Here is a 12,339-nt window from a genome sequence, read left to right as displayed (position 1 = left end):
ATAGGATAAAGCGACTTTCGCACTTAATTGAAATGTCCTAATCTAAATATAGCTAGTTGAAATAAAATAATGCTCCATACATCACGACAAATTTCTTCATTCAATTGCAAAAGGAAAATTTACCTGCTATTAGCCTTGGTCTTTTCAACCATCCTATTTAATGGAGGTGGATGGAATGGCAGATAGAACTCCAATTGAATTTACAGGTAAAGTACTCGACCAACGAAATACACTTACAGGTCCTGACGATGCTGGTAAATCAGGCTATCCAAAAAGACCAAAGCATGTTCCGATTAAAGAGAATAAAATGAAGCATTTAACAAGTCACTAAAAATAGAGCTGCCAAAGAGGCAGCTTTATTTAGTAGAACTGATCGTGTGCGAACAAAAGGTTCCATCCCTTTGTAATTTGCGGGAAACATTACTATTTAATGTGTATTTAGCACATACTGTTGTTAGATTAAATTCGACGGACGAATTTGCGTCCGGATTTTTATCGAGCTCGCTCGTTAAACAACATCTTGATTTCATTTCAAGCATATTTTTTCTGACTAAATCACAAAATTTATCAAACCATATCCAGTTCCCGCAGCCAGTACCCCAGCAAGTATCGATACGATAACATAAACCAATGCGAGATGTATTTTCTTTACCCTTATTAAAGTAAGGGTTTCATATCCAAAGGTGGAAAAGGTGGTATAGGCACCACAAAAGCCAACTCCAATCAGAAACCACATCCCATCATTGATGATGTCTTCCATATGAAGCTTGATTAAAATTCCTAATATGAAAGACCCCGTCATATTGATCACCCATGTTCCTAATGGGAAAAATACGATTTGATGAAAACGACTTTTCATATAATTGCCTAATAAATAACGTAGTGCACTTCCTAGAGCTCCACCGATTCCGATTAACCATATCATTTTTCTTCCGCCCCTCTTTTACTCGATAAGGCTATTCGATAGCCTAAAAAGGCTAACAGAATACCTACAATCGTGGAAGCCAGAATATATAGAAATGCTTGTCCGAATAAACCATGTTGGAATAATTGCATTGTCTCAACGGAAAAGGTTGAAAAAGTGGTAAACGAGCCAATAAAACCAGTTCCAATCAAAAGGGAATCCTCAGCCCTCACCTTCCTTGAACGGCCAGCAATAGTAAAAAACCAGCCAAGGATAAAACATCCGATTAGATTAATAGATAAGGTTCCAAGTGGAAAACCATTATCTATATGAATCCACTCTCCTACACTATATCTTGAAATACTTCCTAAAAATCCTCCAAGCATGACGAAAAACACCTTCATACTATCCTTCCTTCTGGATATCAACGACGAATGATGACTCCCTTTTCTTGAAAAAACATTCTTTAGAAAAACATATGACTGCTAGATATTTAATAGTTCACGTATATCCTCTTCTGTTAGGGAAAAGGTCCCTTTCTCCCCGGGATCAATCACTTTTTCTATTAAATCCTTCTTTTTTTCCTGCAATACATTGATCTTTTCCTCGATCGACCCCCGTGCAACAAGCTTTATGACCTGTACTTCCTGCTCCTGTCCAATCCGATGCGCACGGTCAGCGGCCTGTGCCTCAACAGCCGGATTCCACCATAAATCATATAAAATCACAGTATCTGCACCTGTTAAATTTAAGCCTGTTCCTCCTGCCTTTAATGAAATCAGGAAGAAATCGTGTTCCCCCCTATTAAATCGATTGCAAAAATCCACTCGTTCTTCTGAAGGCGTCTGCCCATCAAGATAGAAAAAAGGAATTCCCTGCTCTGCTAATTCTCGGCCGATAAGCCTTAGCATTTTCGTAAACTGTGAAAAAATCAATACTCTTCTCCCTGCCATTTTCGCTTCCTCAAGAAGCTGCAGCAGCCTTTCAAACTTAGCCGCTTTACCCTTATATCCGTCCACAAACAAGGCTGGATGACAGCATATTTGCCGCAGACGTGTTAAGCCGGCCAGGATTTTAATGCGATTTTTTCGAATCGTATCCTTATCTAAATGCTTTAACGTGTCATGCTTCAGCTTTGCCAAATAGGCAGCATATAGCTTTTTCTGCTCCGGCAAGAGCTCAACCGCTTCGATGGACTCCAGTTTTGCTGGAAGCTCTGCCAATACATCCTCCTTCAACCTGCGGAGTAAAAAGGGACGGATTCTTCGAGCAATCATTTCCCTTGTCAGATTGCTGTACTCCTTAAGTCCCTGGAATAGCTCAGGGAAGACCACATGGAAAATAGACCATAGCTCTTCAAGTGAATTCTCCACAGGAGTACCGGTAAGCGCAAAACGGTTTCCAGCTTGGATTTTCTTTACCACTCTGGCTGTTTGCGTCGTTGGATTTTTAAAGGCCTGTGCTTCATCGAAAAAAACGGTGTGGAAATATTGCTTTTCATACCATTTACAGTCTTTGCGCAGTAAAGGATAGGATGTAATGATAACATCCTGCTCCACTGCCTCTTTCATAATCTCTGCTCTTTCTTGTACAGTCCCATCCACTACAATGGCCTGGATATCCGGGGTAAACTTTAACAATTCACTCACCCAATTATAAGTCAAGGATGAAGGACAGATGATGAGAGCAGGTGTTTTCTTCTCGCGAATAACGGCCAGCTCTGATTGGATAAAGGCAATTCCCTGCAAGGTTTTTCCTAGTCCCATACTGTCTGCCAAAATCCCACCAAATCCATATTGTGAAAGCAGCTTCATCCACTTGTAGCCGTGCTTTTGATATTCACGCATAATGGAGTCGAGCTTTTCCGGAACTTTAAAAGTTAACCGCTCTGGATGCTCGATATTCTCTAAGAACCGACGAAAGGATTCTTCTAATGACAAAATTTCTTGATCATCTACTGCTTCCAGCATGCGAAGACCTTGAATCGTGCTAACCTGAATTCCATCCTCAAAATCCAACTCATCCGGAAGTGCATAAAGGAATTTCTTCAAGGTCTCAAATTCCCGCGTCTCCAAGGACAGCAATGAGCCATCTCTTAAGCGGTAATATTTTCTTTTTTCTTCTAAAGCGGCGAGAACATCCTTGATTTGATTTTGCGGAATACTGTCTAAATCAAACGTAAATTCCAGCCAATTCATGCGGTCCTTATAAGCCTTTACTCTGATTCGAGGACGAGGATTCCCTCTATACAGACGATTTCGAACTGCAGTGGTCGCGTATATTTGTACGAATCCTTTCAGCTTAGGAAGAACATGATATAAAAACTCATATTCCAATTCTTCATTATATAATAGATAGCCGCTATCATTTCTTGCAAAGGAACTATCCTCCATGATTTGGAGAATTCGCTTCTCCTTTTCACTGTCTCTTGCAATAAATGCCCTAATGGGACGCTCTTCCAATGGATTGATTACAATCTGGTCATAATGAAACTCAAGACCTGCTAAAAGACGATTGTTGACACGATCTAGGTATAGTTTTGCTTTTAATGTTGTCTTATTCAGATCTTGCGTCATGCTGTCAGGAAGCTGTACCTCCCCTAATCTTTTCAATCCGGGGATGACCTTTTCCATAAACAAAAACAACTGCTCTCTCGGTACAGGTATTCTATTCGTCCCAGTGGAGATCAGCATGTCCTTTAATTCAACAAGCCTTTGAAAATCCTCCTGCTGTAGTCGGATTAGTTTTCCTTCTGATAATACTAAATGGTAAGATGTTAACATAATTAGATTATGTAAACCTTCTACATTCAGCTGGAAGCCATTGTTAGGATCTTCAACAAACTGAAACTTTAGGGAAAGGGCTTCGTCTAATACATTTAATCTATTAACATTATTTCCATTATACTCAAGCTTTACATTCGAAGCCCTATCAAGTGTTGGGAGAAGTGATTCCCATGCTGTGGGAGAAATCATTAATTCTTTACAAAAGCCCTCTTCTTGGTCATTTCTCACCGTTTTTAAATACATTTGTTCATGATCCATAATCATAAACAGCTGGCGAAATACAGCATCATCCTCGATTCGAAAGCAATGAAGACTTGGATTATAGGTGACAAAATGGGATAGCCTATAGGTGTCCCCGTCTTTTATCTTTTTAAGAAATTCACGAATATTCTCAATGACTATCTGTTCTATTTTGATTTGAATAGCCAGCATGAATTCACTGCCAACAGATAATATTTTATAGATAAATTCCGCTTCAAGAATGTCTCTATCCTCGAAATGACGTTTTTTACTGATTGACGGTGTTTTCTGTTGATTAAAAAGCTTCAATAGTCCTTCCGTCAACTCTTGATTTACGTCTCCTGTATATTCTTCATCAAGAACAGGTGTTATACCTTGTTTCTGATAATGAGATATGGCCAGTAAAACGGCAGCGATATGCTGACAATCCTTTTGAAAGGAAGCGAGCGTTGGACAACTACACGAGGTTGTTATTCTTTGTGAAGAATCGCTGTCAATCGTTACATAAAAATTCTCTGCCCCGCTTACGACTGCTTGATAAGAGTTATGGCTATATTTTGTAAACGTTACTTTTTTATTGCGGAAATAAGCATCCCCTCTTTTGAAGGAGACTGTACCGCACATTTCTTTAATTATTTTTTCACTTAACTTAAGCCTCATCCTGTCTCCTCCTCTTGAGGTTTCCATCTATCTAACAAAAAAACATTATATCACTCTTTAAAGGAAAAATTGAAACAAAACGAAGATAAGAAGCTTATAGATAAAAGAAAAACCGTCTGTATAGTTTTTACCTTACAGACGGTTTTTTCTATTCAATCAAATTCGCGCGTCGAATTTGCGTCCGGATTTTTAGCGAGTTCGCTCGATAAACTACCTTTAGAAAATCCGTGACATCCGCCGGAGGCTTAACTTCATTCAGCCAGGGTTTGAACCCCACTTGTAGAAGTGGAGGACTTTTTTACCTGTTGCAAGCTTTCGGTAAAAAAGCATTTGTGAATGAAGTTATACCTTTTTGACAAATTCAGATTTTAATTTCATTGCTCCAAATCCATCAATTTTGCAATCTATATCATGATCGCCATCAACTAACCTAATATTTTTAACCTTTGTTCCTTGCTTTAGTGTGGACGAGGATCCTTTTACTTTCAGATCCTTAATGACTGTCACTGTATCTCCATCAGTGAGCACATTACCATTAGCATCCTTAATAACCTTCACATCTTCATTGCTTTCCTCTTCTACAGTCCATTCATAAGCACATTCCGGGCAAACTAAGAGGCTTCCATCTTCATATGTATATTCAGAATTACATTTCGGACAGTTTGGTAAGTTTGACATGATTATTTCCTCCATAACATTTGAATATTTGATGATACAGAATGACATCAACCTGTCTATTATAACGTGCTCTGAAGGAAATATCTCGATAATTTTTAGAATGAGTGGATAATCCATGACTCCGTCTTACATTAATCGGAAGGATGACCCATCAATGATTTCAACGTCCGTTCTTTTTTTAACTTCTTCCATCAATCGGAATAAAGCCTGATCCTTCTTCTTTGCCTCAATCATACAATCAATTTGGGAGACTGACCCTTTCATTTCATTTAGAAAACGAAAGAACATGTCGATATCAACATAATTCGAATGGTGTCGAAATTCCGCTTCGCTTTTCGGACTAGAGATATGCATCTTTATTGGCAACGGAGAATTTTGCCAAGTAGCCGTGATTCTCTCCCAATTGTCCTGCCAATTTTCATTATGATTGTGTGCGAGATGATGGTGATAATCAAACACAAGTGGAATTCCTAATTTTTCACATAAATACAAAGTATCATCGACTGTAAAGGATGTATCGTCATTTTCAAGCATAATCATTTTTTGAATAGGACCAGGGACTAGCATCCAATTATCGACAAAACGCTCCAGTGATTTATCTGTCTCTTTGTAGTTTCCACCAACATGCAGGACACAACGATGTTCGGGATCAATCTCCATTCCTTTTAACAGTAAATAATGCAGCTTAAGTGTCTTGATTGAATTCTTTAATACCTCCTTTTTAGCAGAGTTAATTACAACAAAATGATCTGGATGAAAATCAATTCTGATAGCGTTACTCTTTGCAAACTCCCCGACTTCCTGCAAATTCTTTTTTAGCGGTTTCATATAATCCCAATCAAGGAGCTCCTCATGGTTGGCTAATGGAATTAGCCGTGAAGTTATCCGATAAAAATGAATCTCGCTAAATGCATTATGTCTAAGCAGCCTTAGTGTATTTTCTAAATTAGAGATGGCAATCCGCTCTAATTTACGAATCGCTGCTTCCCGGTCCCTAATTTTTTGAAACTGCGTAAAGGTCATCGTTTGTGACGGCGATGCATTTTGCAGCTCCATACTCATGGCCACATAACCAAGTCGAACAACTGTCATGATATCCACCTCAACTACAGTATGGCGAAATTAACACTGGACTAGACAATGATGAAAGTAAATGACCATTAACACCTTTAGATAGCTTAACAAATTCATTCATTTTTCAATTTTTCCCGATCAACCGCCTGCGGGACTTTTTCCATCCATCCATGATCAATCATGATATTTGCACCGTCTTCAACAAAGAGACCAATATCTGCCAGAAATTTAGCATACATGGCCCCTAAATCTTTTCGGCCGTTAAGAGACAAAGCATTCGCATATGCTCTTATTTTCATCGAAAACATATCAATTTTATGCCAAATCATTAATTTATCTGAAAAAGGAGCATAGGTGCTAGTCGTAACGACATCATCCAATAAGGGCGGAGACGGCAGATGATCTCTATGTAAATGCTGTGCACAGGACTCAATATGTTTGGTCGTGATGTCTTTACCTCTAAGCAGGAACCTCTGTACTTCCTCGAATTTAGCTGTTTGACTAAAACCGATTAGGAGCGCTTTACTCGTGACGTTATTTTCAATATCGTCGTATAGATGGGTAATTTCTAATGCATGTGGAGGTCTGATATTGCCAAAAAAACCGTTTAGATAGCCTTGTTTTTTGACCAACTCCACTTTATCTGGAATGGGAATGATAGGCGGTTTCACAAAATACCCCTTCTCCATTAGTAAATCATTAACCTGTGAAACAAGCTTGGTGGTTGCTTGAAGTATATCTATATAAAAGTCCCGAATGTCATTACGAACGATTAATGGAATGGCAGTGGAATAAATATTCATCCCAGCTTTACACGTATACTTCAGATAATGCAAATAAAACCTATCTGAAAATAATCTAGGCGCATCGGAGTTAACATCCTCTTCTGTAAAACCGATTGGAACCGGGATATTTTCTTGTTTGTATACATCAAAGATTTTATCAATGATGGTTTCACATAATTCTAGTGCGTTTTCTAACACTTTTTTAATATCCTCGTCATCAATATGTCTAAGGTAAAACCCTAAAACACATTTAGCCATCGTATTTCCTGTATAGGTTGCCCAAAGTTTTCCAAGCTCTACTGAAGTTAATTCAACATTATATTGATTATGCTCCATCTCCTAACCTCCTGTATAGCGTACTCTGATAAGTTGCCCTACAGGAGAAATAATATGTTATGTTCAAAAAATAGGTTTTATAAGACACTATGGGGATGTACATAATGTAAAGGATACAATAGGCGGAGAAATAAGAGGAATTGACGTATCACAAGTAGGTTAAGCGCATTCAAAATGAATAAAACGAGTTTTCTCCTTTTCAAATTCGGTTAATCCCGATATTTAATTAAATGTCTTCGTATTTCAGCCGCCATTGCGGTTGGTTTCTCCATTTGAAAGATAACATATCGATATTTCTCATGTCCCTGGAGTTCAATAAGTATTAATGGCTGTATTTTTTCGTAGGAAAGAAAATACCACTCATTACCATACTTAAAGCTCCCTTCATAAATATTCAACGGCGGAATAGAAGTGCCAGGCATTCTCAGCATCATTTGATGTGCTTGAAACTGATCAACATACACATTCCTAATCATGCGATAAGGCATAATGATTTTACGCTTTAACGCTAAACAGGCAATAAATCCATTTAATTTTAAAATTAACTCTTCATCACTAAAATGTAATACCCTTGCCATAATTACACCTCAGTCAAAATGTCATGATTTATTTCAATGTTAATCATGATATGCTCGATAAGCCCTTTGTATTTCCAATATTTTCATGCAAGTACTTTTATACAAAAATATTTGTGATAATAGTAACAATTGTAGAATATAAAAAATTTGGATATTTTTTATATTAAATAATCAGAATTATTAAACTTTTTCATAAATATCTGTTATAATGTATTTATTACCATAAAAATCAAATTCATAAGAAGGACCATCGATTAGAAAAAAGAAAGAAAAAAACCACTTTTATCCATGAAAAGCTATGAATTAGCTATGAATTAACACCGTAACTATCACTATTAGAATAGCATTTTCCAAGCTCTAATATAGATAGTTTTTGAGGCAAACTAGTAATATCCCTCTGAATTGTGACAAATCTTTTTCTATTTTACCGTATAAACTCTTCCATTACCAAAATGCCGCTTTGCGGCTTTTGCATAAAAGATTAAAGGAGGTACATCTATGTACAATATCAAAGGAAAAGAAAAATTATTTATCTATACAGGTCCAGATGGGTCTGGAAGAAAAACAATCGCCAAAATGGTTGCGACTACTTTTGATATGGAAACGGTATTATCTTATACAACACGCCCGCCTCGTCACTACGAGCAGGATGGTGAAGATTATTATTTTATTAACGAAGAAACCTTCAAGCAGATGGAGGCTAAAGAAGAATTTTTAGAAAGCGTAGAAATTGATGGATTCCATTATGGGATACGTGAAGAAGACGTTGTGAAAGCGTTCGAGAATCATAACCTCGTCTATTTAACATTAAATCCAGAAGGAACTGATAAATTAAAGCAAATGTATGGAGATCGGGTAATGAGATTCTTCATTTATGCGGATCGTGATACGGTTTTAAATCGTTTGAAGGCAAGAAATGAAAGTGATGAAGACATCATCCGCCATATGAACCACTACCATGACATTATGCTTTATAAGAACAGCTGTGAGCACAGCTTTGAAAACTTTGATTTGCCTCAGGTTTCATTCCAAATTAGTGAGGTCATTGAAAAGTTTCTTGATCGAGACATCATTGTAACCGATTATTAAGTTTAAAGCTTTTCACTAAAAAACAATAAAGGTACTGTGACGGTACAGCGTCCCTAATTGAATGGGACAACGTACCAGTCCATCCTTTCAAATGATCCATGACTAATCCTTATTCAAAACTTTAGTTAATGAATGCTTTACCTCTAATGCATCCCCCAGTATTCATCTAACAATTTATTATCCCTAACAAGAGAAGTCGTATCCGTATATCGGATACGGCTTCTTTTTCTTATATCCACCACTTCGAATCCGAAAAAATCACACTTATATGAATAGACAGGGCAGCTTTCCTTGTCTAAACTTTCATTCCCCAGTGAAGAAACCTAATTATATTCTCGCCCACTATCTTTAGATAAATGGCTCGTACCAATTGACATTCTAAACATATTATAATAGGAAAGCAGGAATTCAAACGGAAAGGAAGTGAATTATGCAAAGCACCTCAAGCAAGGTATTTATCACCGGCTGCGCAGGCTTCATTGGCTTCCATCTAGCAAAACGCATGTTAGACGAAGGTTATCAAGTAATCGGGATTGATAATATCAATGATTATTATGAAACAAGCTTAAAAGAAAACCGATTAAAGCTCCTAGAAAAATATCCCCATTTTACATTTTTCAAAGGGTCGATGGAGAATCTAGAGTTACTTGAAAGTGTTTTTGAACACCATAATCCAGCAATCGTTATCCATCTCGCAGCACAAGCAGGTGTACGATACAGCTTAACCCATCCCCACACCTATATCCAATCCAATCTTGTAGGCTTTTTTAATTTATTGGAATGCTGTAAAAAGTATAAGATACTACATCTTTTATATGCATCTTCCAGCTCAGTATACGGTGGAAATAATAAAATTCCATTTTCCGTCAACGATCGTACCGATCACCCAATCAGTCTCTATGCTGCTACGAAAAAATCTAATGAACTCATGGCTTACACGTACAGTCATCTGTTTAAACTCCCTACAACCGGATTACGATTCTTCACTGTGTATGGTCCATGGGGAAGACCGGATATGGCCATATACTCCTTTAGCCATGCTATTATGAAGCAAAAACCTATTGATATTTATAATTATGGCAAGATGAAACGAGACTTTACGTATATTGATGATGTAATTGAAGCCATCTTCCAGCTTATGAAAATTGGACCTCCACAAGCAACATCAAAGCCTCCCTACAAGGTCTACAATATTGGAAACCATCAGCCAGTAGAGCTCTCTGACATGATTAAGCTGCTAGAGGATCAATTGGGAAGAAAAGCGATTAAGAATTATGTGGCGATTCAGCCTGGAGATGTTCCTGAAACCTTTGCCAATATCGATGATTTAATACTAGATACTCAGTTTACCCCGACTGTCTCTATTGAAGAAGGTATCAAAAAGTTTGTTCAATGGTACAAAGATTATTACAATCTTTCATAGTGATTTTGCATAAAAACGATTAAAAGAGGCTGGGACAAAACCCTCCTCTGAAATGAAAAAACCGGTGAAATTTTACGACAAGTAAAATTTCACCGGTTTTAAATATTTTTACATTAAATAAGGACCACTTCTGATAAAATTAAGTTACCACACCAAATAAAATCAGAAAGAAGGGTCCTTATGTTTAAAGATTATAACATGAATCAACTAGTTTTGCCTCTAGATTTAGCAGTTAGATTACAAGAAAATGATATCGCCTTTTCTATCCACCATTTAGTTGAAAGTATTCCTCACGAAGCTTTCGATTCCTTCGTCCGTTATACTGGTTGTCCATCCTATCACCCACGCATGATGCTTAAAATTATTTTATGTGGTTATACGCAATCCGCCTTTTCAGGTCGTAAAATTGAAGACTTGACGAAAGACAGTATCCGTATGATGTGGTTGGCACAAGGCTACGAGCCAAGTTACCGTACGATTAATCGTTTCCGAGTTGATCCTAATATGAAAGAGCTAATTCGCCAATGTTTTGTCCAGTTCCGTTGTCAATTGGTCCAAGAAAAGCTCATTGATCAAGAGGCTATTTTTATTGATGGTACGAAAATTGAAGCGAATGCCAATAAATTCACGTTCACTTGGAAGAAAGCTGTGGAGAAGCATCACAATAATCTCGTTGAAAAATCAAATCAACTGTACAACGAGCTACTTGAAAAACAAATCATTCCAGAAATAAAACGTGAAGATGAGGAGCAGCTGTCGATTGAAGAGCTCACACAAATCGCTAAAAAGTTAGAAGAGGTTGTCGAGGACTATTCACAAAAAATTGACCGCTCCGATGATGTCGCTATGCGTAAACAATTACGTAGTGAACGAAAAACACCCAAGCAAATCGTGAAACAAGTATATGACTGGATTACACGTAAGCAGAAGTACGAAAAGGATTTTGAGATTTTTGGCACACGTAACAGCTATTCAAAAACAGACAAAGATGCGACGTTTATGCGAATGAAAGACGATTATATGAAAAACGGACAACTAAAACCCGGCTATAATGTACAAATCGCAACCGAAAGGCAATACACATTAGCGTACGGTGTTTTCGCTAACCCAACCGATACGAAAACATTAACGCCCTTCCTTGATCAAATAGAAGAACAGTACTTTGAATTACCAGAACATATTGTGGCGGATGCCGGTTACGGCAGTGAACAGAATTATGAAGATATTTTATCGAAACGTAATAGAACGCCATTGATTACATACAATCACTACTTAAATGAGCAGAAAAGAAAGTTCAAAAAGGATCCGTTCAAAACAAGTAACTGGGCTTATGAAGAAGCGAGTGATACCTACACGTGTCCCAATGAGAAACAACTGACGTTTCAATACCATTCAACACGTACAGATAAAACAGGATTCCAGCGTCAATTTAAGGTTTATGAATGCGAAGAGTGTACAGATTGTCCGTTGCGATCATTATGTACAAAAGCGAGAGAAGGTACGAATCGTAGGCTCATGGTAAATGAGAAATGGGAACAACAAAAAGAATATGTACGAAATAAGCTTTCAGAAGAAGAAACCGGTTCAATTTATCGTCAACGTAAAATTGATGTAGAACCAGTGTTCGGGTTCCTGAAGGCTAATTTAGGTTTCACACGATTTTCAGTTCGTGGAAAACCGAAGGTTGAGAATGAAATCGGTCTCGCATTGATGGCCGTGAATTTAAGAAAATATGCGGCAAGGGGGTAACCCCTCAGTCGCATAAACCAAGAATAAAATGAAAAAG

General features: G+C 37.6%; 10 protein-coding genes and 1 pseudogene. 4 read left to right on the top strand and 7 right to left on the bottom strand.

What is annotated here, in order from left to right:
- The first annotated feature begins 175 nt into the window (after positions 1-175).
- Entirely contained in the window at positions 176-331 is a 156-nt protein-coding gene (locus tag BQ5321_RS24240) for a hypothetical protein (RefSeq protein ID WP_159433423.1), read from the top strand.
- 219 nt (positions 332-550) lie between these two features.
- Here the strand turns inward: BQ5321_RS24240 and crcB (BQ5321_RS11225) are convergent, their stop codons facing one another.
- The 7 genes from crcB (BQ5321_RS11225) to BQ5321_RS11195 form a co-directional block, all read right to left on the bottom strand.
- Positions 551-925 (bottom strand): fluoride efflux transporter CrcB, encoded by a 375-nt coding sequence (crcB, locus tag BQ5321_RS11225; RefSeq protein WP_071394576.1) that lies wholly within the window; start codon positions 923-925, stop codon positions 551-553.
- Positions 922-1,308, bottom strand: coding sequence for a fluoride efflux transporter CrcB (gene crcB / locus BQ5321_RS11220; protein ID WP_071394575.1), 387 nt, complete (start codon positions 1,306-1,308; stop codon positions 922-924). Before crcB (BQ5321_RS11220) ends, crcB (BQ5321_RS11225) begins: the two co-directional genes overlap by 4 nt.
- 81 nt (positions 1,309-1,389) lie before the next feature.
- Complete coding sequence (locus tag BQ5321_RS11215) at positions 1,390-4,590, bottom strand: DEAD/DEAH box helicase (protein WP_071394574.1); 3,201 nt, start codon at positions 4,588-4,590, stop codon at positions 1,390-1,392.
- 342 nt (positions 4,591-4,932) lie between these two features.
- Positions 4,933-5,268: a zinc ribbon domain-containing protein YjdM gene (locus tag BQ5321_RS11210; RefSeq protein WP_071394573.1), complete on the bottom strand. Its 336-nt coding sequence runs from the start codon at positions 5,266-5,268 to the stop codon at positions 4,933-4,935.
- Positions 5,269-5,394: 126 nt separating this feature from the next.
- Positions 5,395-6,360: a UV DNA damage repair endonuclease UvsE gene (gene uvsE, locus BQ5321_RS11205; protein WP_071394572.1), complete on the bottom strand. Its 966-nt coding sequence runs from the start codon at positions 6,358-6,360 to the stop codon at positions 5,395-5,397.
- 95 nt (positions 6,361-6,455) lie between these two features.
- A complete protein-coding gene (locus BQ5321_RS11200) occupies positions 6,456-7,463 on the bottom strand; it encodes a DUF3231 family protein (protein WP_071394571.1) in 1,008 nt (335 codons plus the stop codon).
- Positions 7,464-7,672: 209 nt separating this feature from the next.
- Positions 7,673-8,041 carry a hypothetical protein gene (locus tag BQ5321_RS11195; protein ID WP_071394570.1) on the bottom strand — a complete coding sequence of 123 codons (369 nt, stop codon included), beginning with the start codon at positions 8,039-8,041 and terminating at the stop codon, positions 7,673-7,675.
- 498 nt (positions 8,042-8,539) lie between these two features.
- On the opposite strand from BQ5321_RS11195, the gene BQ5321_RS11190 reads away from it, so the two are divergent.
- The 3 genes and pseudogenes from BQ5321_RS11190 to BQ5321_RS11180 all read left to right on the top strand — a co-directional run.
- Positions 8,540-9,130 (top strand): guanylate kinase, encoded by a 591-nt coding sequence (locus BQ5321_RS11190; protein ID WP_071394569.1) that lies wholly within the window; start codon positions 8,540-8,542, stop codon positions 9,128-9,130.
- 430 nt (positions 9,131-9,560) lie between these two features.
- On the top strand, positions 9,561-10,553 hold the full coding sequence (locus BQ5321_RS11185) for an NAD-dependent epimerase (protein ID WP_071394568.1): 993 nt from the start codon (positions 9,561-9,563) through the stop codon (positions 10,551-10,553).
- 180 nt (positions 10,554-10,733) lie between these two features.
- A pseudogene (locus tag BQ5321_RS11180) lies at positions 10,734-12,293 on the top strand (IS1182 family transposase); the annotation flags it as partial.
- Between the last annotated feature and the right edge of the window lie 46 nt (positions 12,294-12,339).

This window comes from Bacillus tuaregi (assembly GCF_900104575.1).
Taxonomy (GTDB): Bacteria; Bacillota; Bacilli; order Bacillales; family Cytobacillaceae; genus Bacillus_BD; species Bacillus_BD tuaregi.
This window is presented reverse-complemented; position numbering and strand designations above follow the sequence as displayed.

Bases quoted from the DNA above. Each gene is read 5' to 3' on its own strand.
- BQ5321_RS24240 (WP_159433423.1), top strand. From the start codon at position 176: ATGGCAGATAGAACTCCAATTGAATTTACAGGTAAAGTACTCGACCAA.
- crcB (WP_071394576.1), bottom strand. From the start codon at position 925: ATGATATGGTTAATCGGAATCGGTGGAGCTCTAGGAAGTGCACTACGT.
- crcB (WP_071394575.1), bottom strand. From the start codon at position 1,308: ATGAAGGTGTTTTTCGTCATGCTTGGAGGATTTTTAGGAAGTATTTCA.
- BQ5321_RS11215 (WP_071394574.1), bottom strand. From the start codon at position 4,590: ATGAGGCTTAAGTTAAGTGAAAAAATAATTAAAGAAATGTGCGGTACA.
- BQ5321_RS11210 (WP_071394573.1), bottom strand. From the start codon at position 5,268: ATGTCAAACTTACCAAACTGTCCGAAATGTAATTCTGAATATACATAT.
- uvsE (WP_071394572.1), bottom strand. From the start codon at position 6,360: ATGACAGTTGTTCGACTTGGTTATGTGGCCATGAGTATGGAGCTGCAA.
- BQ5321_RS11200 (WP_071394571.1), bottom strand. From the start codon at position 7,463: ATGGAGCATAATCAATATAATGTTGAATTAACTTCAGTAGAGCTTGGA.
- BQ5321_RS11195 (WP_071394570.1), bottom strand. From the start codon at position 8,041: ATGGCAAGGGTATTACATTTTAGTGATGAAGAGTTAATTTTAAAATTA.
- BQ5321_RS11190 (WP_071394569.1), top strand. From the start codon at position 8,540: ATGTACAATATCAAAGGAAAAGAAAAATTATTTATCTATACAGGTCCA.
- BQ5321_RS11185 (WP_071394568.1), top strand. From the start codon at position 9,561: ATGCAAAGCACCTCAAGCAAGGTATTTATCACCGGCTGCGCAGGCTTC.